The organism is Streptomyces omiyaensis, from assembly GCF_014650895.1.
GTDB lineage: Bacteria > Actinomycetota > Actinomycetes > Streptomycetales > Streptomycetaceae > Streptomyces > Streptomyces omiyaensis.
The window spans coordinates 173,424-194,486 of the sequence record NZ_BMVV01000014.1; the positions used below are offsets into that span (position 1 = coordinate 173,424).

At 76.2% G+C, this 21,063-nt stretch carries 15 protein-coding genes; 8 read left to right on the forward strand and 7 right to left on the reverse strand.

Going from position 1 to position 21,063, the window contains the following annotated elements; all coding sequences use genetic code 11:
• Positions 1–43 precede the first annotated feature (43 nt).
• From IE287_RS23270 to IE287_RS23285, 4 genes are all read left to right on the forward strand, one after another.
• Entirely contained in the window at positions 44–1,639 is a 1,596-nt protein-coding gene (locus IE287_RS23270; RefSeq protein ID WP_189851088.1) for a DUF4127 family protein, read from the forward strand.
• Entirely contained in the window at positions 1,636–3,450 is a 1,815-nt protein-coding gene (locus IE287_RS23275) for an FAD-dependent oxidoreductase (protein WP_189851089.1), read from the forward strand. Before IE287_RS23270 ends, IE287_RS23275 begins: the two co-directional genes overlap by 4 nt.
• A 61-nt stretch (positions 3,451–3,511) precedes the next feature.
• Positions 3,512–4,381: an N-acetylmannosamine-6-phosphate 2-epimerase gene (locus tag IE287_RS23280; RefSeq protein ID WP_189851090.1), complete on the forward strand. Its 870-nt coding sequence runs from the start codon at positions 3,512–3,514 to the stop codon at positions 4,379–4,381.
• The gene (locus IE287_RS23285; protein WP_189851091.1) at positions 4,378–7,092 is read left to right on the forward strand and encodes a glycoside hydrolase family 38 N-terminal domain-containing protein; all 2,715 of its coding nucleotides are present in this window, start codon (positions 4,378–4,380) and stop codon (positions 7,090–7,092) included. Before IE287_RS23280 ends, IE287_RS23285 begins: the two co-directional genes overlap by 4 nt.
• A gap of 550 nt (positions 7,093–7,642) precedes the next feature.
• Here the strand turns inward: IE287_RS23285 and IE287_RS23290 are convergent.
• A complete protein-coding gene (locus tag IE287_RS23290; RefSeq protein ID WP_189851092.1) occupies positions 7,643–7,804 on the reverse strand; it encodes a hypothetical protein in 162 nt (53 codons plus the stop codon).
• A 40-nt stretch (positions 7,805–7,844) separates the two neighbouring features.
• On the opposite strand from IE287_RS23290, the gene IE287_RS23295 reads away from it, so the two are divergent.
• The 3 genes from IE287_RS23295 (at position 7,845) to IE287_RS23305 (ending at position 9,621) form a co-directional block, all read left to right on the forward strand.
• On the forward strand, positions 7,845–8,216 hold the full coding sequence (locus tag IE287_RS23295; RefSeq protein WP_229883666.1) for a hypothetical protein: 372 nt from the start codon (positions 7,845–7,847) through the stop codon (positions 8,214–8,216).
• A gap of 1 nt (position 8,217) precedes the next feature.
• Positions 8,218–9,057 (forward strand): IS5 family transposase, encoded by an 840-nt coding sequence (locus IE287_RS23300; protein ID WP_268254992.1) that lies wholly within the window; start codon positions 8,218–8,220, stop codon positions 9,055–9,057.
• 189 nt (positions 9,058–9,246) lie between these two features.
• Positions 9,247–9,621, forward strand: coding sequence for a hypothetical protein (locus IE287_RS23305; protein ID WP_229883668.1), 375 nt, complete (start codon positions 9,247–9,249; stop codon positions 9,619–9,621).
• Positions 9,622–9,738: 117 nt separating this feature from the next.
• Here the strand turns inward: IE287_RS23305 and IE287_RS39140 are convergent, their stop codons facing one another.
• From IE287_RS39140 to IE287_RS23320, 3 genes are all read right to left on the reverse strand, one after another.
• Positions 9,739–10,416: a hypothetical protein gene (locus IE287_RS39140; RefSeq protein WP_189851093.1), complete on the reverse strand. Its 678-nt coding sequence runs from the start codon at positions 10,414–10,416 to the stop codon at positions 9,739–9,741.
• Between the two features lie 79 nt (positions 10,417–10,495).
• A complete protein-coding gene (pdxA, locus tag IE287_RS23315) occupies positions 10,496–11,503 on the reverse strand; it encodes a 4-hydroxythreonine-4-phosphate dehydrogenase PdxA (protein WP_229883669.1) in 1,008 nt (335 codons plus the stop codon).
• Positions 11,500–12,906: a four-carbon acid sugar kinase family protein gene (locus IE287_RS23320; protein ID WP_189851095.1), complete on the reverse strand. Its 1,407-nt coding sequence runs from the start codon at positions 12,904–12,906 to the stop codon at positions 11,500–11,502. Before IE287_RS23320 ends, pdxA begins: the two co-directional genes overlap by 4 nt.
• A gap of 217 nt (positions 12,907–13,123) precedes the next feature.
• Between IE287_RS23320 and IE287_RS23325 the strand changes: the two genes are divergently transcribed.
• A complete protein-coding gene (locus IE287_RS23325) occupies positions 13,124–14,044 on the forward strand; it encodes a LysR family transcriptional regulator (protein ID WP_189851096.1) in 921 nt (306 codons plus the stop codon).
• Positions 14,045–14,188: 144 nt separating this feature from the next.
• Here IE287_RS23325 and IE287_RS23330 read toward each other — a convergent pair whose 3' ends face one another.
• Genes IE287_RS23330 through IE287_RS23340 form a run of 3 tightly spaced genes read right to left on the reverse strand, consistent with a single transcriptional unit; the run spans position 14,189 to position 21,005 of the window.
• Positions 14,189–16,105, reverse strand: a complete 1,917-nt coding sequence (locus IE287_RS23330) for a hypothetical protein (protein ID WP_189851097.1) — start codon at positions 16,103–16,105, stop codon at positions 14,189–14,191.
• Positions 16,102–19,854, reverse strand: a complete 3,753-nt coding sequence (locus IE287_RS23335; RefSeq protein WP_189851098.1) for a DUF5682 family protein — start codon at positions 19,852–19,854, stop codon at positions 16,102–16,104. Before IE287_RS23335 ends, IE287_RS23330 begins: the two co-directional genes overlap by 4 nt.
• The gene (locus IE287_RS23340; protein WP_189851099.1) at positions 19,851–21,005 is read right to left on the reverse strand and encodes an ATP-binding protein; all 1,155 of its coding nucleotides are present in this window, start codon (positions 21,003–21,005) and stop codon (positions 19,851–19,853) included. Before IE287_RS23340 ends, IE287_RS23335 begins: the two co-directional genes overlap by 4 nt.
• Positions 21,006–21,063 lie beyond the last annotated feature (58 nt).

Genomic DNA, 21,063 nt, shown 5'->3' on the forward strand with positions numbered 1-21,063 from the left:
CAACCGCGGAACCCCCGCACGACTCGAAAGACGAGGAACTCCCGTGAGCGCCGCCCCCGCGCGCCAGCCCCTGTGCGTCGCCCTGCTCCCGCTCGACGAGCGCCCCGCCTGCTCCCGGCTGCCCGCGCAGATCGCGGCCGTGGCCGGGGCCGAAGTGCTGCTGCCGCCCGCCGCGCTCATGCCGCGGCTGCGGGAACCAGGCGACGCCGACGCGCTCGGCGACTGGCTGGTCAGGGCCGCGCCGAAGGCCGACGCCGCGGTGGTCAGCCTGGAGACGCTCGGTCACGGCGGGCTCATCGCCTCGCGCACGCAGCCCCGTACGGTCGCCGAGGTCACCGCCCGCTGGCAGGTGCTCGCCGAGATCGCCGCCACGGGCACCCCGGTACACGCCGTCACGCTCATCACCCGGACCCCCGACTCCGACGACGCGATGGAGGAGCCGGAGTACTGGGACCCCCACGGCCCCGCGCTCCACCGCCTCTCCGCCGCACTCCACCGGGGAGAACGGCCGACGGCTTCCCACCCGGGCGAGCTGGCGGCCGCCCGCGAAGCCGTGCCCGGGACCGTGCGCTCGGACTTCGCCCGACGGCGCCTGCGGAACCACGCGCTCAACCTCACCGCGCTCGAACTCGCGGCCGCCGGCGTCCTGGACAGCCTGGTCGTCGGCGCCGACGACACCGCCCCCTGGGCCCTCGCCACCGCCGAACTCCAGCAGCTGCGGCACTGGCGCACCCGCCTCGAAGCCGAGGACCGGGTGGCGGTGCGCCCCGGCGCCGACGAGGCCACCGCCACCCTCGTCGCCCGCACCCTGCTCGACCTGCTGGGCGGCGGGCCCGTCACCGTACGGATCGAGGCCATCGACCCGCACGGACTCGCCCGCGTCGCCCCGTACGAGAACGTGCCCGTCGGCCACACCGCCGCCGGGCAGATCGAGGCGTGCGGCGCCACGGTTCACGACGGCCCCGACCCCGACCTGCACCTCCTGGTCCACACCCCCGACGGGGACGGCGACTGGGCCGCCGGCCCTCTCAACGCCCGCCACGCTGCCGCTGAGACCACGGCCCGGGCACTCGCCGGCCGCGCCGCCGCGCTTCTGCGCGCCGGGCACAGCGTCGCCGTGGCCGACTGCGCCCAGCCCAACGGGTCCGACCCCCTTCTCGTGGACGCCCTGCTGGCGACCGGCCTGGCCCACCGCCTCACGTCCTACGCGGGATGGAACACAGCCGGAAACACCCTCGGCACCGCCGTCGCCCACGCGGTCACCGCAGTGGCCGCCCGGCGGACCGGCCGCTTCGACGCCCGCGCCCACCTCGACCTGCTGGCCCACCGCCTCATCGAGGACCGGGGATACATGACACGGGTGCGTGCCGACCTCCGCACCGAACTCGGCAGCGTCCCGGGCCGCCACGACCACGTCTCCGACGCCGACCCCGTCCTCGACCGGCTCGTCACCGGCCTGACGCGGTACGCCGAGGAACTCCCCGGCTTCCACGCCCGGATTACGCCCGGATCGGTACACCTGCCGTGGCGACGCACCTTCGAGGCCGACTTCGACGTCACCACCGGCCTCGCGGCACCGGCGACCGGCACGCCCGCAGCCACCGCCCCCTCCACCACGACCGCCGAGGAGACCCGGTGAACCAGCCCGCCCCCGACGCCCGCGCCCTCCACACCGACGTCGCCGTCATCGGGTCCGGCCTCGGTGCCGTGGCCGCCGCCCTCGCCGTCGCCCGCGCCGGCCGCGGTGTCGTCCTCGCGGCCCGGCACCACCGACTGGGAGGCCAGGCCACCACCCAGCTCGTCCCCGCCCTCGACGAGCACCCCCACGTCGAGACCGGAGGCGTCTCCGCCTCCTACCGTGCCTTCCGCGACCTCGTGCGCGCACGGTACGGCGGCCTCGCCAACCCCGGCGGCGGCTGGGTGAGCAGGCTCTGCTTCGAGCCGGCCGCCGCCGAGCACGCCATCGACGCACTCCTCGCACCGCACATCGCCTCCGGCCGGCTGACGATCCTCAGGGGCGTCACCCCACGATCGGTACGGCGCGAGGGCCGGCACCTCACCTCTGTACGGCTGCGCGCCGACGGAGCCGCGGCGCCCGACACGGAACTGTTCGCCGAGGTCTTCTGCGACGCCACCGAAGCGGGCGACCTGCTTCCCCTGGCCGGGGCCCCCTGGACGGTCGGCTCCGAGGGGCGCGACGCCCACGGCGAGTCGCTGGCCCTGCCCGGCGGCCCCCGCCCCGACGCGGTGCAGTCCTGCACCGTCGGCTTCGTCGTCGAACACCTTCCGGAAGCCGCTCCCTCCCTCCCGGTCGGAGCACCGCCGGAGGGGTACGAACGGTGGCGTGACAGCCAGCCGTTCACCCTGGAGATCGCCGGCTGGGACGACCGCCCCCACCGCTACCGGATGTTCGAGGAAGGCCCCGACGGCCACCCGCCGTTCTGGACCTACCGGCGGCTGCGCGACGGCGCGGTACTCGGCGGCCCCGACGCGGCCCTCATCAACTGGGCCGGCAACGACTACGCCGACCGTTCCTCCGTCGACCACCCCGAAGAGGCGTACACCGAGGCCAAGCGCCTCTCCGCCGCCTTCCTGCACTGGCTGCGCACCGAATGCCCCCGCGACGACGGCGGCCACGGCCACCCGGAGCTGACCCTCGCCCCGCACGTCGCGGGCACCCCCGACGGCTACGCCGAAGAACCCTACCTGCGCGAGTCACGCCGACTGCGGACCGCCACCCCCGTCCGCCAGCAGGACCTGGAGCCGGTCCCCGGCCGGGCGCGGGCCGCGAACCGTCCCGACTCCGGCGGCCTCGCGATGTACCACATGGACCTCCACAGCAGGATCGGCCACCCCGCCAGTGCGTACGCCCCCACGGCCCCGTTCCAGGTGCCGCTCTCCTCGCTGGTCGCCGCCGAACCGGACAACCTGCTGGCCGCCGCGAAGAACCTGGGGGCCACCCAGGTCGCCGCCTCCGCCTACCGCGTGCACCACGGGGAATGGGCCGTGGGCGAGGCGGCCGGAGCACTGGCCGCCCGATCCTGCGCACGCGCTCTCCCCCCGGCCCGCATCGTGGGCGACCGGCGCGAGCTGACTCTGCTCCAGGGGCGGTTGGCCGCCGACGGCGTCCCGCTCGCCTGGACCCTCGACGTCCCACCCGGCGACCCCCGGTTCGCGGCCGTGCAGCTGCTCGCCGCCGCCGGGGCGCTCACCGGACGACGAGCAGCCGAACTGGACATTCGCCCCGAGGACCCGGCGGACGCCGCGGACCGGCACGCGCTGCACACCGCCGCCGCCCGACTGCTCGGCGACCCGACCACCCCCGTGCTCCCCGACACCGCTCCGGCGGACACCGCCACCCGCTGGGGCGACCTGGCCGTGACACTGGCCGACCGCGTACAGCACGCCCTGGGCCGGAGCGCCCGCACGGCCGACGGCGCCCATGCCTGACACCGCGACGCCCCCCGGGCATGCGACCACCGCCATCATCGAAAGGGACCCGGTGCCCCCCATGCGTACCTCCCACCCCGCCGGGACTTCGGCCGCCCTGCGCGACCTGGCCGGATCGCTGGTCGTCTCCTGTCAGGCGCTGCCCGGTGAGGCCCTCCACGGCGCGGACATCATGGCCCGCATGGCGCGGGCCGCCGTGGCCGGCGGGGCCGCGGCCGTTCGGATCAACGGGCCCGAGGACGTCGCCGCCGTACGGCAGGCCGTCGCGGTTCCGGTGATCGGACTGTGGAAGGACGGCGACGACGGTGTCTACATCACCCCGACGCTGGCGCACGCCCGGTGTGTCGCGGAGGCCGGCGCGGACCTCGTCGCCCTCGACGCCACCCGGCGGCCGCGCCCGGACGGCCTGACCCTCGTGGACACGATCGAAGCGCTGCACCGCCTCGGGGTCGGCGTGCTCGCCGACGTCTCGACGCACGAGGAGGGCGTGGCCGCCGCGGCGGCGGGCGCCGACGCCGTCGCCACCACCCTCTCCGGCTACACCGCGTACAGCCCGCCGCCGGACGGCCCCGACTTCGCACTCGTCGCCTCACTCGCCGCCGTCCTCGACGTTCCGCTCATCGCGGAGGGCCGCATCGGCACCCCGGAGGAAGCGGCCCGTGCCCTGGAACTCGGCGCGCACGCCGTGGTGGTCGGCGGGGCGATCACCCGGCCGACGGCCATCACCGAACGCTTCACCGCCGCGCTGCCCCAGGCCGCGGCACCCTCCTCCGGTCCGGCCGGATCCGAGCCGGCAGCGGCACCCGGCACCGCGGCCGCACGAGGACCTGCGGCGACGCCCGGTCCGGGGGCGACGTCCGAGCTCACCGCACCGCCCCCGCCCGCACCGACCCCGGTCGCCCACCGGACCGCAGAGGAGCCCACCGCATGAGCACGACCATCCCCGGCACCCCCGTTCCCGCCGCTGGCCCCGGGCCTCGCGCGGCGGTCGCCGGCGCGGCCCCCGAGTGCCACGTCGTCACGCACGTGCACTGGGACCGCGAGTGGTACCGCCCCTTCGAAGCCTTCCGTGCCCGCCTCGTCGAGCTCGCCGAACGCGTCTGCGCCGAGCTCGACGACGGCCGGATGAAGTCCTTCCACCTCGACGGCCAGACGATCGTCCTCGCCGACGTCGAAGCCCTCCGCCCCGACCTCGCCGAGCGCCTGCGCGGCCACGCGCGCGCCGGCCGCCTGACCCTCGGTCCGTGGCACGTCCTCGCCGACAACCAGCTCGTGTCCGGCGAGAACCTGATACGCAACCTGCTGACCGCCCGCCGCCTGGCCCCCGGCACCCTCGCCGGCGTCGGCTACTCCCCGGACGCCTTCGGCCACCCCGCCGACCTGCCCCGGCTGCTGCGCGGCTTCGGCATGGACACCGCTCTGGTCTGGCGCGGCGCCCCTGACGGTGTCGCCCGCTTCCGCTGGCGCTCTCCCGACGGCTCGGAGGTCTTCGCCGTCAACCAGGGCTACCACGGGGCGGAGGTCCTCTGGGCCGACGGCCCCGCCGACTCCGACGCCGCCGGGCGACTGGGGGACTTCCTCCGCGCCGAACACGCCCGGCTGCCCCACGGTCCGTGGCTGCTGATGAACGGTGGCGACCACCTCGCGCCCTCCGGACCGGGCACGCGCATCCGCGAGGCCGCCGACGGCGCGGCGGCCACCGGTGCCGTGCTCCACGAGAGCACCCTGGAGGATTTCTTCACGGCGGCCCGCACCGCCGCCGACGCCCGGGCGTCGGCGGGCGAGCCGCTCCCCGTCATCGACGGTGAGCTCCGTGAACCGGCCGGGTACCTCACCTTCATCCTCCCCGGCACCCTCTCCGCCCGCACCTACCTCAAGCAGGCCAACGCCTCCGCCCAGAACCTCCTGGAGCGCTGGGCCGAGCCGGCCGTCGCCCTCCACGCCCCCGGCGACCTCACCTTGCGCGCCGACCTGGACCACGCCTGGGAACTGCTCCTGCGGAACGCTCCGCACGACTCGCTGTGCGGCTGCAGCGTGGACGAGGTGCACCGCGAGAACGCCGTCCGCTACGAGCGCGTGCACCAGCTCGGCGAACACGTCGTCCGCCGGGCCCTGCTCGCGTCCGGACTCGACGTCCGCGCTTACGGCGACCCAGCCCACGACCACACCGACCTCGCCGTGCTCAACCCCCATGCGGACGGCGCGGGCGGGCCCGTCACCGTCGACGTCCTCACCGCGCCCGACCGCCACCCGGTCGCCGTCACGGCCCCGGACGGCACGTCCGTCCCCTTCGAGACCGAGACCCTCGGCGTCGAGACGGTCTTCGAGGCCGACCTCGACCTGCTGCCCGACTCCCGCCCCGCACTCCGCCACCGCCTCCACCTGAACGTCCCGGCCTTGCCCGGCCTCGGCCGGACCGTCCTGCGCGTCCGGCTCGGCGACGCACCGTCCGACGGCACCGTCGCCAGGACGGTCCACCAGGCCCGTACGATCCCCGCCCCCTGGGGCGGCGACCTCACCGCGGCCGACGACGCCTCGCTGACCCTGACCCGCATCGACGGCACCGAGTTGGCGGGACTGGGACTGCTCACCGACGGCGGCGACAGCGGTGACACCTACAACTACGACCCGCCCCGGCAGGACAGGGTGATCACGCCCCGGCTGGTCGCGTCCCGCACCCGCACCTCGGCCGTACGCACCTTCCTGGAGCTCGACGCCGTACTCGACCTGCCCGTCGGCCTCACACCCGACCGCGCGAGCCGCGGCGAGCGGACCACCGCGATCCCGGTCCGGATCGAGGTCGCGCACTGGTCCGGTGACCCGCTGCTGCGCTGGCACATCGCCCTCGACAACACGGCGCGGGACCACCGGCTGCGCTTCCACGCGCCCACCGCCCGCGGCGCGGACACCTGGACCGGCGACGGACAGTGGAGCCTGATCGAGCGGCCGGTCCGTCCCGACCTCGGCCCGCTGCCCACCGAGCGCGGCCATGAGGCCGTCTGCGGCTCCGCCCCCGTACAGGGCCTCGGCGCGGTCGGGCGCGGCACTGACCGCACGGCCCTCTTCGCCCCCGGCCTGCCCGAGACGCGCGCGCTCTCCGGTACGGAGACGGCCACCGGCGCCGAGCAGGAGATCGTGGTCACCCTGCTCAGGTCCGTGGGCTGGCTCTCCCGCTTCGACCTCCGCAGCCGCACCACCGGAGCCGGGCCGATGCTCGCGACCCCCGAAGCGCAGTGCCAGGGCCCGCAGAACTTCGATCTCGCGCTCGCCCTCGGGGACGCCGTCGCCACCGACACCGGCCTCACCCGTCGGGCGGCGTCCTTCCGCACGCCCTTGCGCGCCTGGCAGCTGCGCCCGGGAACCACGGCCGAACCGTCCCCCGGCGAGATCCGCGTCGAGGGCGCGCTTCTGACCGCGCTCAAGCCGGCCGAGAACCGAGACGGCCTGATCCTCCGCCTCAACAACCCGACCTCGGTGGCGTGCGAGGCCCGCGTGTATGCCCCGGCCGACGCGCTCCTCGTCCCCGTCCGGTTGGACGAGGAACCCACGGGACAGGAGCTGGTGCGGCAGGGCACGGCGGAGAGCGTCTGGCGCATGGCTCCCTTCGCCACGCTGACGCTCCGGATCGAAGGACGGGACTGAACTGAGAGGTGACCGCCGCGCCCCGCCGCGCCCCGCCGAGCCCGGCGGGGCGCGGCGGTCACGGCCAGGCGGGACTTCATCCGCGCGTCGATGGAGTGGCCCACGATCCTGTTGCTGAAGACATCCTTGATCGCACTGAGGTGCAGCTTGCCGTCGCCGGTGGCGTGCTCGGTGATGTCGGCGAGCCACAACCGGTTCGGGCCGGCCGCGGTGTAGCTGCGGCTCACGAGATCGCCGTGCACCGGCGGACCGGCGTTCTCGCCCCGGCCGCGCTTCTTGCCGAACACGCTCCACCAGCGGTTCTCCCGGCAGATCCGCCACGCGGTCCGGTCCGCCATCGCGGCCCCGGCATCGCGTGCTTCGTCGGCCAGGAACCGGTAGCCGCACTCCGGGTCCTCGTGGTGGGCACCGAACAGCGCGTTCGCTCCATACGTCTCGGCGAGGACGGCGTCGGCAACCGCCTTGTCGAGCCGGCGGCAGCAGGGCTGTCCGGCGAGCTTGAGCACCCGGCACGTCACCGTGACGGGCACCCCGTCCCCGGCCGGCTCCTTCACGAGCGGGTGGATCCTCTTCCCGGCAGATCCGCCTGCGACAGATAGGCCGCGGCCCGGCGCAGGACCTCGTTCTCCTGCTCCAGCAGCTTGATCCGCCGGCGTGCCTCCCGCAGTTCCACGCCCTCCTGGCCGGACATTCCCGGCCTGGAGGGCGTCATCGGTGTCCGCTCGGCGCATCCGCTTCCACGACGTCATCGGATGGACCCCGAAGTCGGTGGCCACCTGCTCGGCCGTCACGCCCGGACCGCGGTTCCGCGCGACCCGCACGGCGTCCTGGCGGCGGTCCACGCCGCACGGGTGGCCCGGATCGCCGTCCTCATGCTCGACGACGTTGACGTCGGTAACCGCCGGCTGACCATCGCCGGACGCGCCCGGCCTCTCGACGGCCTCACCCCGGAGCTCATGGTGGAGTGGCCGGACTACCGGCGCCGTCGGTGGCCCAGCACCGCGAACCTCCACCTGCTGATCGACAACCAGACCGCCAACACGACCAGCCGGGCCAGCAACCACTGGGTCAGCGCTCCGATGCGGGGACAGGACGCCACGCTGGAACGGCTCCGTTCCGAGTGATCTGTCCGATGCCCGCTGGGAGTTGATCGAGCCGGTTCTGACCGCGTGGCGTCTCGAGTGCCGGCGCACGGCTCTGCACTTCGGCCGGCCGGCCGGGCACGACCTGCGCGACACCAGGGACGCGATCTCGTACGTCGACCGCACCGGGGTTCAGGGGCGCTGTCTCCCGCGCGACTTCCCGTCCTGGAACACCGCCTACGGCTACTTCGCCAAATGGGCCGACGAGGGCGTGTTCGCGCAGCTCAACGGCCTACTGCGGCAACTGCTGCGCGAGGAGGAGGGCAGGAGCGGCGAGCCTTCGGCGTGTGTGATCGACGCGCAGAGCGTCAAGACCTCCACCAGCGTTCCGACCTCGAGCCGGGCCATCGGCGCCGGCAAGAAGACCGTGGGACGCAAGCGGAGCATCGTCACCGGCACGCTCGGACTTCTCCTCGCGGTGCTGGTCACCGCGGCGAGCGTGCAGGACTCCACCGCCGGCACCCGGCTCCTCGGACCAGGTCGCCGCGGCTCACCCCGGCATCCGGAAAGTGTGGGTCGACTCCGGTTACCGCCGGCATCTCGTCGAGCATGCCGCCGTTCTCGGCATCGGCATGGAGATCACCGCCCGCAAGCCCGGGACCAGGGGATTCACCCCCTCCCGAAACGGTGGGCGGTGGAACCGGCCCACGGATGGCTCATGCTCCACCGGCGCCTGGCCCGCGGCTGCGAAACCCTGCCCACCCGCTCCGAAGCCATGGTCCACCTCGGGATGACCGGCCTCATGGACCGCCGCCTCACCAGCGAGAACACCCTCTCCTGGCGCGACCCGAAAAGCGCCACAGAACACCCCATCGCGCGATGAAATACAAGGCGGAAACGACCTCTGGCGAGCTCGTGCGCGGCAAGCGGTGAGACGTCGAGCCCGGGATGGCTGATCAGGGTCGGGTGGTGGGGAACGCGGCTCGCGCAGTGATCGTCGGCAACCGTCGGATCACGGGCCTGCCGGCCGATGTGATCGCTGAACTCGTTGCCGAGGTGGGGCCGTTGTGGCATGAGCGTCACCAGGCCAAGCCGGCCTCTCGGTGAGATACGACCCCTGCTCGCCGAGCGAGGGCGCACGATCAGCCCCGGCGTCCGACTCCGGACGCCGGCCGAAGTCGTCGACCACCTCGGCGCGAGCGGGCAGACCGGCATCATCGGCGGCACCGAGATCCGTGTCCGCCGACCGGCCGCTGGACGCAAGGACCGCGACGTGTTCCTCTCCGGGAAGAACAAGGTCGAGCACGGCATCGCCCCCCTCAAGAACGGGCGAGCTCTCGCCCGCCACCTCGGCCGTCACGAGCGCATCAACGACACCGTCCGGGCCGTCGCCGGTCTGCTGCCCCACCAGCAGACCGCGGACCTGGACCCCCGACGACCGAGGTGAGCACCGGTCCCACCGAAGCCCTCGACGTCCCACCGCTTACCGTGCACGAGCTCATCAGCCGTCCCCCGGATCGTCCGTCCGACCGTGACGGCCCCGCCGGGATCGTCCGGAAGCACCTCAGGACGCGCGATTCCCCAAGAGGTCCGTCACGGAGGCCAGCTGGGAGCGGAGGGTTCCCGCGTGGGGGCGCAGGGAGCCGTCGAAGGCGGCCGATCCGATGGTGAAGGCGTCGGCCCCGGCGGAGGCGAGCGACCGGATCTGGTCGGAGCCGGTGATGGAGCCGGCGACGACCAGGCGGCCGCGGGTGGCGGCGCGGGCGGCGCGGACCAGGTCCAGAGGGTCGGCGTCCGTGGCGCGGTAGGCGAGCAGGTCCACGCCGGCGCACCCCGCCTCCTCCGCGCGCCGGCAGTCCTCGGCGATGCGCTCCGGGCCGCCGGCGAGACGGGTGGGATGGCCGACGGGCTCCCCGGCGAAGGGGAGGTAGTCGACGGACGTGCCGTCCAGGAGCGCCAGGGTCTCGTCGATCCAGGTGCCGCCCATCAGCCGGTCGACGCCGAGGTCGGCGGCCGTGCGGACCGAGGCGAGGGCCGCGTCCCGGTCGGTGCTGACGACTTCGAGGTAGGTGGTGGCGCCGCCCTCCCTGATGCGGGCGTGGAGCCGGGCGAGGGTGTCGCGGTCGACGCCGACGTCCTTGAACCCGATGTGGGTGATGCCGAGGCCGGCGATGGCGTCGAGGACGTCGAGGCAGTCGGTGACGGTCCGGTCGTCACGGGTCAGCATGAAGATGAAGTCCACGGTGTCCTTCGGCCTTCCGTTTCGGGTGTCGAGGGCGGGGAGGGGGGCGGGGACGGAGGGCGAGGGGAGACCGAAGTGGTCAAGGGCGCTTCGCCGCTTCCGACGACAGGACGTCGGCCTGGCGCAGGGCCGCGAGGAGACTGGAGTGGTCGGCCGTGCCGAGCCCGGCGATGTCGAACGCCGTGCCGTGGTCGACGCTCGTGCGCACGAACGGCAGACCGATGGTGACGTTGACGCCGTGCTCGATCCCGAGGTACTTGACCGGGATCAGACCCTGGTCGTGGTACTGGGCGACCACGGCGTCGAAGGCCCCGGCGCGGGCCCGCATGAAGACGGTGTCGGCGGGCCACGGGCCGCTCACCCGGATGCCCTCGTCCTGCGCGATCCGCACGGCCGGTGCGATGACGTCCAGGTCCTCGCTCCCGAACAGCCCGTTCTCCCCGGCGTGCGGGTTGAGCCCGGCGACGGCGATGCGCGGGGCGTCCGTGCCGCTCCGCCGGAGCGTGCGGTCGGTCAGGCGGATGACGTCGAGCTCGCGGTCGGTCGTGATCGCGTCGATCGCGGTGCGGAGCGACTGGTGGACGGTGACCAGGACGACGCGCAGCTCCTCGGAGGCCATCATCATCGCGTAGTCCGTGGTGCCGGACAGGTCGGCGAGGATCTCGGTGTGCCCCGGGAAGGGGACGCCCGCGAGGCGCAGCGCCTCCTTGTTGATCGGCCCGGTCACCAGGGCGCGTACCCGCCCGGTGAGCGCGAGCCGCACGCCGTGGCGTACGTACCGGAACGAGGCCGCGCCGGCCCGGGCGTCGAGCGTGCCCCAGGGCAGGCCGGCGGGAAGCCCGCCGCCGGCGTGGGCGTCCGGATCCGTCAGGACGTCCACCGTGCCCGGCGCGAACCCCGCCCGCTCGACGGACGCGACCGGACGCAGGGCGAGGCCGGTTCCGGCGATCCGGTCCGCACGGGCGAGGACGTCCAGGTCGCCGATGACGACGACCGGTTCGGTGCGCCGGGGATCGGCGCACGCCTTCAGGACGATCTCGGGGCCGATCCCGCAGGGGTCGCCCGTCGTGACGGCGATCGGGGTCACGCACACGCTCCCGGGTCGAGTGGACGGTCGTCGAAGAGACGGTCGTTGAAGGGACGGTTGTCGAAGGGACGGTCGTCGAGGGGACGAACGAGTGGACGGTCATGGGGGAGGCCGAGCGGGCGTTCGCGCCGGCCGACGGAGGGGCGGTCCGGCGGGCTCTCGCGCGGACGGTCCGGGGGGCGGTCGTGGGACCGCCGATGACGGGGGAGGAGGGGAGAGCCGAGCGGCTGGCGGGCGAGCTGGGACAGGCGCAGGAGCGCGGCGTCGTCCCCGAAGCCGCCCGCCTTGACGAGGACGGGAAGGGGGAGGGGGCCGAGCAGGGTTCCGCGGGCGACGCCGGGCTCGGGTTCGTCGGCCAGCCGGATCCCGGTGGCGCCGAGGGCCCGGAAGGCGGTCGAGGCGGTCTCGCCCCCGGTGAGCACGAGCGCGTCGACGGCCCGGCCCCCGGCCAGCGCCCGGACGGCCGCCGCGACGGACCCGGCGAGCACCCCGGCGGCGGACGGCGCGTGGCGTTCGTCGGGCGTGTGGAGGGCGAGGACGGGCGCGGGCGAGCCGCGCAGCGCCGCCACCGCCCGCTCCGCCGCGCCCCGGTCGCCGTCGACGACGGCCGCCCGGACGTCGGCCCGCCTGCGGAGCACCGCCAGCTGCCGCCGGGACACCGGGTGGGCGCTGCCGACGACCACCAGCGGACGCAGGGCCGGCTCGGGCACCCCGGGGGCGCCGTCCTCCTCCCGTACGCACCTCCGGGCGAGGGCGGCCGCCAGCCCGGGGGAGCCGACCCACAACACGTCGGCGAGCCGTGGCACCGCCGCCACCAGGCGGTCGAGATCGCCGTCCGTCCTGGCGGACCAGACGACGAGGCGGCCGTCGTCGACGAGGCCGGGCAGCCCGGCCACCTCGTCCGGTCCCGCCGGTACGGCCTCCGGGAACAGCTCCGTCAGGTCCGAGCACCGCACGGGATGCACCGGGTCGCGGGCGAAGTCGCTCGCGTGGACGGGCACCCCGTGCACGGACTGCACCCCCTCGACCGTCACCCTGCCCTCCGCGGGGAAGGCCGGGGCGACGACGACCGCCCGCCTCCGCGACCCCGCCCACGCGGCACGGACCTCCGCGGCGACATGGCCCCGCAGGGTGGAGTCGACGGTCTTGAGGAGGAGCCCGACACCGGCGAACAGGCGCGCCGCACGCTCCGTACGCGCCGCGGCGGCCTCCTCGTCCCGCATGCGGCTCCCGAGATCGACCGCCGTCACGCCCGTGGCGCGCTCCGGCGGCGCCTCCGGCACGCCGAACAGGATCCGCGCCTCGTGACCCGCCCTGCGGAACGGCGCGGCACCGTCCCCGGCGCTCGTGAGGTCGTCCGCCAGAACGGCGATGTCCGGCCGCACTCCGGTGCGGAACGTCATGCCCCACCTCTCCCTCGATCGACGTGCCCGGGTCCGGGCCTGCCTCCGTGACCGGACCGATGCCCGGCTCCGGACCGGTGCCCGGCTCCGGACCGACGCCCGGCTCCGGACCAGTGCCCTGGACCGGGCCGGTGTCCGTGACGGAATCGATGGTGGTTCAGCCGAAAGCCCTGGACAAACGATTCGTTCTCACACGACCTGTGAGTAGGCTTCACGCATGCGATGGCCGGACCTTCCGCCCCTGAACACCCTGCTCCCCTTCGAGGCGACCGTGCGCCACGCGAGCATGACGGCGGCGGCCCGCGAACTGCACGTGACGCACGGCGCGGTGAGCCGGCAGATCCAGAATCTGGAGCGCCACCTCGGGACGACGCTGTTCGAGCGCCGTACCCGAGCCCTGCACCCGACCCCGGAGGCCCACCGTCTGGCGGCCGCCGTCCGCGAGGCGCTCGACCGCGTCGACGGGGCGACCCGGAGCATCACGCACCGCCCGCCCGCAGGACCGCTCACCCTCTCCTGCGAGCCCACGCTCCTGATGCGGTGGCTGATCCCCCGGCTCCCCGACCTGGCCGCGGCCGCTCCGGACGTCACCGTCCACCTCTCCGCGGGCGGCGGCCCCGTCCCCTTCGAACGGGACGGCATCGACCTCGCGGTCCGCCGCGACGACTTCCCCTTCCCGGAGGACGTGAGCCGCACCCGCCTGTTCGCGGAGCACATCGGCCCCGTCTGCCGCCCCGACCTCGCGGCCCTCCTCACCGCCGCCGCCGACGTGCCGGACGCGACGCTCCTCCACACCGCGACCCGCCCGCGGGCCTGGGACGACTGGCGGCGCCTCACCGGCATGCGCGCCGAACCCGCCTCCCAGCAGACCCTGGAGCACTTCTACCTGACCCTCCAGGCCGCCTCGGCCGGCGTCGGCGTCGCGATCGCCCCGTACGCCGTCGTCCGGGACGACCTGGAACGGGGCCAGCTCGCCGCCCCCTTCGGTTTCGTCCCCGACGGCACCGGCTACCACCTGCTCACCCGCGGCCCCCTCGCCGGGGACACCCGGACCGCCCGCCTGACGACCTGGCTCCGGACCCGAACGGCCGACCTGGAGACCGCGCCCGGCCGCCGGGCGGCCGGCGCCTCCGGGTGACGGCGGGCGTTCAGGGGAGGAGCCCGGCCGCAAGGGACCGAGCCCGGTGGGAGCGGCCTCCGTCGCGTCCCGGCGCGGACGCGGGCGCGGAGCCGCCGGGTCTCTTCCGGTGGTGGCGGCTCCGCGCCCGGCGGGGCGGGGCGTTCAGGACCAGGAGGCCGTCACCAGGGAGCGTTCGGCGGCGTCCAGGTGGAGCGCCGACGCCAGCCACGCGCGGGCGTACGCGTCGGAGGAGGCGTCCTTCAGCCGGCCGAAGGAGTCACGGGGCCTGCGGTCCGCCTCGGCGGCGAGGTGCTCCGCGAGCTCGGCGGCCCCGGTGAGGCCCGCCCGGCGCAGCGGCACCGCGAGTGCCGCCCGGTCCGCCCCCCGCGCCGCCTCCGCCACCGCGCGACGGCCGCCCGCGACACCGGACTCCAGCAGCCGCCGGACCCGCCACAGCGGGGCGTCGGCCAGCGGGTCCGGACCGGCCGTCACCGGGACGCCGGCGGACGACCGCTCCGGGCGCGGGAAGTGGTCTCCCTGGAGCCGGTCGTAGCCCAGGTCCGCGCGGCCCCGCCACTCCTCCGGGAGCCGCAGCGAGTGCGACGCGCCGGGGACCGGACCCACCGCCAGGGGGCGGAGCGTCGCCGCGCGGTCCGGATCGGGACGGCCCAGGACCCGCAGGGCGAGTCCGGGGAAGCCGCCGATCCGGCGCAGGTTGGCGGCGTGCGGCAGCTCCGGGTGGGGATGCGCCATACGCAGCCGGATCACCGGCCCGCCGTCCAGGACCCGGGCCACCAGGTGGTCGTCGGCGGCGCCGAGGACCTCCACGTCGCACCCGAGCAGCACCGTCCCCGCGTCGCCCCGCCCCTCCGCGGCCGCGTCGAGCGCGGCCGTCACCGCCTCCCGTACCGGCCGGGCGAAGAGCGCGGCGACCGGTTCCTGCGACCACTCCGCACCCCGCACCGGAGTGGCCCGCACGCTCCGGCCCGCACCGAGCCGCCCGTCGGCCGAGACGGTCGCCCCCGCGATCAGCAGGCCCCCGCGCGCCAGCCCGGCGTGGTCGAGCACGCCGCCGCCGAGCGCGACCGACGCCGTGCCCGCCCCCTTGGCCCGCGACACGCCGCCCGGCCGCACGTCGGAGACGGTGTGGAACGCCCCGTCGGGACCGAGCAGATGGGTCGTCACCCCGCCGTACCCGGTCGCGGAGAGCACCGGCTCCCGGCACAGTCCGAGCACGCGGAGGCTGCCGCCCTGCCCGTAGGCGCGCCGCACCGACCCCACCGCCTCCGGCCCCGCCGTGCCCGACGCGAGCACGGCGGCCCCCGCGAGCAGCTCCCGGAAGGCGGCCGTCAGGTCGGAGAGCCGCTGCCCCCGGTCCTGCTCGCGCGCGGTGCGCAGTCCCCGTACGACTCTGAGCGCGGCGGCCTCCGCGCGGGGGAGCCCGGCGAGCCGCGCCGTGTGCGCGGCGCGCAGCAACTCGGCCTGGACGACCGTCCCGCCGGCGGTGACGCCCGCGGCCAGCGCCTCGGCCGCGGCCCCCCACAGGGCCGTCGCCGCGTCGGTCTGGGCGGAGGTGAGGGAGGGCGTGAGCGCGGGCGTGAGGCCGTCGGCCGGTCCGGAGTCCGGCCGGGCGCGGGGCGGAACCCGCGGTCCCCGTTCCCGGTCCGGTTCGCCTTCCGGCCCCGGCCGGCGTCCCGGCCCTGCCGGGTCGGGGGCGTCGGTCCCGGCCGACGGCTCGGGGTGCCCGCCCTCCGGCCCGGGCCCGTCCGGGGCCGGCGCGTCCCCGTCCGCCAGGGGCGCCGCGCCGAGGACGGCCGCGCGGTGCAGGCAGCGAGGCGCCAGGAGGCAGCTGCAGAGCGCCTGGCCGGGTGCGGTCACCGCCCCCGACGGGCCCGGGCGCAGGGTGACCAGGGTGTCCTCGCCGAAGCGCACCTCCACCGTGCCGTCCGGTCCCGCCACGGCGCGCCCGGCGCACTCCGCGACGGCCGCGTCGAGCTTCTTGCGCAGCCGGGCGGTCAGCTGCTCGACGGCCTCGGCGAGGACCTCGGGGGCGACGGGCGGCAGGAGTTCGGTGCTCAACGGGCTTCTCCACGGAGGCGGTCGCCGACCCAGCGGGCGAGGGCGAGCGGGCTGAGGGCGGCCACCGGCATCCCGGCGGCGACGAGTCGGCGCGCCACCGGCACCGAGTAGCGGGGCGCTCCCGCGTCGTCGAGGGCGGCGCATCCCAGCAGGTGCACCCCGGAGGACGCCAGCGACCGGACCTCACCGAGGAGTCCGGAGAGCGGCGCGCCCTCCTCGAAGTCGCTGACCACGACGACGAGGGTGCGGCTGGGCACGGTGACGAGCGTCCGGGCGTGGGCGAGGCCGGCGGCGATGTGGGTGCCGCCTCCGACGCGCACCTCCAGGAGGAGGGAGAGCGGATCCTCGACGCGGTCGGTGAGGTCCACCACCTGCGTGGAGAAGGCCAGGAAGTGGGTGGAGAGCGTCGGTACGCCGCCGAGCACCGCCGCCGTCAGGGCGGACCAGACGACGGACGCCTCCATCGAACCGGAGACGTCGACCACGAGGATCAGCCGCCAGTCCGCCTCCTTGCCCGCGCGGGTGCCGAAGACCGGCCGCTCCGGGACGACGACCACCCGTCCGTCGTCGAGCCGCCGGGTGTGCGCCAGATTGGCCCGCAGGGTACGGGCGAGGTCGAGGCGGCCGCCGGGGCGCCGGGTGGGCCGGGGCGACGACAGCCCGGACAACGCGGGGCGCACCTTGGTCGCCAGCTCCTTCGACAACTCGTCGACGAGCCGCTTCACCAGCGGGCGCAGGCGCGCGAGCCGGGCCTCGGGCATGCCGCCGGCCAGCGACAGGACCGACGACAGCAGCTCCACCGACGGACGGACGGTGGCCGGGTCCAGCTGTGTCAGCACGTCGGTGCGGCCCGCCTCGGCGGCGTCCGCGAGGACCTCCTCGCGGACTCCGGTCCCGAACAGGGCCTCCAGCTCGTCCGCCCACTCGCGGGCGGTCGGGAACGAGGCCTCCTGCCCGCCCGGTCCGCCCCGCCCCATCGCCCCGCCGTCGAGCCCGTCGGAACCCTCGCCGCGGCCGTGGCCGTACAGCTCGTCCAGCGCGTGGGCGTAGCGAAGGGCCCGGCCGTCCAGCCGGTCCTTGTGCCGGCCGAGGAGCAGTCGCCACCGGTCGGTGGCCCCGATCCTCTGCTCCGGCGCCGAGGACGGGGACGGGGCGGGTGGCGGGGGCGTGACCGGGTGCAGGGACGGGGCGTCCGGAGCACCGGTGGCGGTCGGCGCGGTGGTTCCGGTGTCCGTCGGGACGGGGGAGGCGCCGTCCGCCGACGGCGCGGGAGGAGCCTCGCCGTCCGCCGGTACGCAGGGGGGCCCGCCGTCCGCCGGTACGCGGGGAGCCGCGTCGGTCGGTACGGGGGCGGGCTCCGCTCCGGGGAGCGCGAGCGCCTTCAGGGCCGCCAGGCCCGCCGCGTCCGCCGCCGCCCACAGGGCGAGGAGCTCGGGCGGGGCGTCCAGGGCGAGGTCGAGGCGGTCGCCGAGCCGCTCGCCGACCGCGTGGAGCAGGCGGTCGCGCGCGGCTGGCGACAGCGTGTCGAAGCCGCCCCTCAGGGCCGGCAGGCGGTCCAGGAAGTCCTGGTCGGTCAGCGTGTCGATCCGTTCCAGGAGCGGCGCCAGGGCGTCCGGGGACACCTGGAGCAACGGCCCGGCGGCGGTGAGCAGACCGGCCATCCGCTTCGCGAGCGCGCGGCGCGCCTCGGGGCCCGTCGCGCCGTCGATCCATCCCGCCGCCCGCTCGCCGAGACCGGCGGCCGGGTCGAGGTCCAGCAGGACGCGGACCGCGAGGGCCGCGCCCTGGACGAGGGGGGCACCGTCCGAGGCGAGTCCGGCCAGCGCCCGGTCCATCCGGAGACCCAGCTGCCGCGCGGCCGTCCGCTCGGCGAGCGCGACGAGGGCCGCCGCGTCCGCGGGGGTGTCGCTGCCCGCGAGACCGGGCAGCGCGCGCACGGCCGCCTCCAGGAGTTCGCCGGCCAGCGCGGCCGCCGCGTCGCGCGCCTCCGGGGTGGTGCCCGGGTGGTGCCCGCGACGGAGGCCCTCCAGCAGGTCCAGGGCGTCGAGGAGTCCGGGCAGGCCGGCGGTCTCGGGGAGGACCGCCGACGCCTCCCGCAGCCGGTCCCCGACCAGCTCGGGCAGGTCGCAGCGGGCGGCGGCGGCGAGTCCGGCGAGGACCTGTTCCGGGGTCGGACCGCCGTCCGCCGCCTCGCGCCGCGCGGTCTCGGCCAGCGTCCCCGCCGCCGCCTGCGCGGCCGTCACGCCGCGGACCCCGGCCAGGTCGAGCCGCGCGGGCACCGAAGGCGTCCACGTCAGACGCCACTTGGTGCCCAGCGCCGTACCGTCCCCGGTCGACGCGACGGCGACCGGCTCCCCGTACGAGGCGCCGATGACCAGCAGCCGCTGGAGCAGCACCTCGCGGCGTCCGTCGAGGCGCGACCGCAGCGGGTCGAGCCGCACCTCGCGCGGCGCGGGCTCGTCGGGGCGGGGCAGCTTGAGCTCCGCCAGCTCCTCCTCGACGGAGGGGCCGAGGCCCGACCGGGGCGCGTGCGGGGTGAGCCGGCCCCGTACCGTACCGACGAACACGGCCTCCAGGGCGCGGGCCAGGGCCCGGCCCCGGCCGAGGGGCTCGCCCTGCCCGAGCACCGTGGTGACCGCCTCCAGCAGCTCGCTGCGGCCGGGAGCGGGCAGTCCGCGCAGCGCGGCCAGGTCGCAGGCGAGCCGCAGCGCCTCGGTGGCCTCGCCCGTCCCCGCGGTGTGCCCGGCGCGCCGCAGCTCCCGGCACAGCGCCGTCAGCGCCGCGGCGGCGGCCTCCCGCAGCCGCTCCGGGGAGCCGCCCGCCTCGAACACGGACTGCTGCCAGCGCGGGTCCCGGATGCCCGCCGGGTAGCCCGAGCGGGAGTCCAGCAGGTCGAAGGAGTACGGGACGAAGGAGGTGACGGCCCCTCCGGTCGGCGCGTCCTCCACGAGCGGCGCGTCCCCCGCGGGGGACGCGCCCGCTCCGAGGGCCGTGTCCCCGCCGTCGCCCCGGGCGGCTCCGTCCTTCTCCGTGTCGTCCCTCTCCGCACCGCCGTTCTCCGTGCCGTCCGACGGCGTCATCAGCGCGGGGGCGTGGAAGGCGCCGATCACGGCGGCGACGCGTCGGCCGTCCGCCCCGGCGCGGGCGATGACCCGGCGCATCCGGGCCTCGCGCGCCAGGTCGGTGGCGGGCACCACGGCGTCGGCGCGCAGGGCCCAGCCGACGCCGAGCGCCGCCCGGCGCACCGCCTCGGGCGCGCACCCGGGGGCGAGCACCTCGACGGCGCGGTCCCACAGGTCGTCGCCGTCCCGGCCGGTGCCGGCGGCGGTCAGCGCGTCCGCGAAGAGGCGCCGTCCGGGCGCGGCGGGCCCGGTGGGGTCCGTCTCCGCGGACCAGCCGGGGTCGCCGAGGGGCAGGTCGCAGCAGACGACCTCCGCGCCCCTGGCCCTGGCCCACCGCACCGCCGCGAGCTCCGGCGAGAAGTCCGCGAACGGGTAGAACGACAGGCGTCCGCCCTCGCCCGTCCCGGCGAGCGCCACCGGCGCGACCGTCTCGGGGTCGGCGAGGTGCTCCAGCCACGGCCGGAAGTCCGCGGGCAGCTCCACGCAGACCACCTCGGGGTCCGCCGCGTCCAGGAGGGCGGGCACCACGGCGGCGAGCGCCGGGCTGTGGTGGCGCACGCCCAGCAGGTACGGGGTGCGCGACGCGGCCAGCGCGTCGACGGCCGTCCTGGGGTCGGGGATGGTCAACGCAGGCTCCCGCGAAGGTCCCAGAGCCGGCGCCACATGGCCGAACCGGTCTCCGCGCGGCGGCGGACCGGCCCGTCCCAGTAGCCGAGCAGCCGGGCGTGGTCGGCGGGGTCGTCCTTGCGGACGACGCCCAGGAGGTGGCCCGGGAGCAGGTCGAGGACGTCCCCGCCCGGCAGGTAGGCGGCCGACAGGCCCAGCGAGGCCGCCACCTGCACCGCCTCGGCGGTGGACATGACGGTGCCGGGCCGCTCCACGTCCCAGCCCTCCGTGGACCGGCCCGACCGCAGATCGCGGAAGACCGTCACGAGGGCGTCGAGGACGGCGTCGTCGACGCCGAAGTCGGCCCCCGCGCGCCGCACCGCCGCGACGGCCTGGCGCCGGATCAGGGTCGCCTCGGCGTCGGCGTCGGCGATCGGCTCCACGGTCTCGAAGTTGAAGCGGCGCTTGAGCGCGGCCGACATCTCGGAGACGCCCCGGTCCCGGAGGTTGGCCGTCGCGATCACGGTGAAGCCCGGAGCGGCGCTCACCACGGCGTCCTCGGTCGCGGCCAGTTCGGGGACGGTGACGCGCCGGTCGGACAGGAGGGACACCAGGGCGTCCTGGACCTCGGGCAGGCAGCGGGTGATCTCCTCGACGCGCACCACCCGGCCGGTGCGCATGGCCGACAGCACGGGCGAGTCGACCAGGGCCTGCGGGGTGGGGCCCTGGGCGAGCAGGAGGGCGTAGTTCCACCCGTACCGGAAGGCGTCCTCGGTGGTGCCGGCGGTGCCCTGGACGGTCAGGGAGCTGGTGCCGCACACGGCGGCGGCGAGCAGTTCGGAGAGCATCGACTTGGCCGTGCCGGGCTCGCCGGTCAGGAGCAGGCCGCGCTCACCGGCCAGCGTGACGACGCAGCGTTCGACGAGCGCCCGCTCGCCCACGAACTTCGGGCCGATCGCCAGCTTCGCCGGGAGGCCCTCGCGCTTCTCCGACAGCGCGAGCTCGACGCCCGCGCTGCCGCAGACGAAGGTGACGACGGCGCGCGGGGTGAGCGCCCAGCCGGGCGGACGCGGACCCGGGTCCTGCGCGGCGAGGAAGGCGAGCTCGGCGGCGTGGCGCTCCTCTGCGGGCCGGACCTGCCGGGCGGGGGCGGGGTGTTCGGTGACGGTCATGCGCGGTTCCTTCGGGAGGGTGCTGCGGAGGGGCGGGGACGACGGAGAGGGGAGGACG

Coding starts and splice junctions, on each gene's coding strand:
- IE287_RS23290 (WP_189851092.1), bottom strand. CDS start 7,804: ATGACGCCCTCCAGGCCGGGAATGTCCGGCCAGGAGGGCGTGGAACTG.
- IE287_RS23340 (WP_189851099.1), bottom strand. CDS start 21,005: ATGACCGTCACCGAACACCCCGCCCCCGCCCGGCAGGTCCGGCCCGCA.
- IE287_RS23295 (WP_229883666.1), top strand. CDS start 7,845: ATGGACCCCGAAGTCGGTGGCCACCTGCTCGGCCGTCACGCCCGGACC.
- IE287_RS23280 (WP_189851090.1), top strand. CDS start 3,512: ATGCGTACCTCCCACCCCGCCGGGACTTCGGCCGCCCTGCGCGACCTG.
- IE287_RS23320 (WP_189851095.1), bottom strand. CDS start 12,906: ATGACGTTCCGCACCGGAGTGCGGCCGGACATCGCCGTTCTGGCGGAC.
- IE287_RS23285 (WP_189851091.1), top strand. CDS start 4,378: ATGAGCACGACCATCCCCGGCACCCCCGTTCCCGCCGCTGGCCCCGGG.
- IE287_RS23305 (WP_229883668.1), top strand. CDS start 9,247: ATGAGCGTCACCAGGCCAAGCCGGCCTCTCGGTGAGATACGACCCCTG.
- IE287_RS23325 (WP_189851096.1), top strand. CDS start 13,124: ATGCGATGGCCGGACCTTCCGCCCCTGAACACCCTGCTCCCCTTCGAG.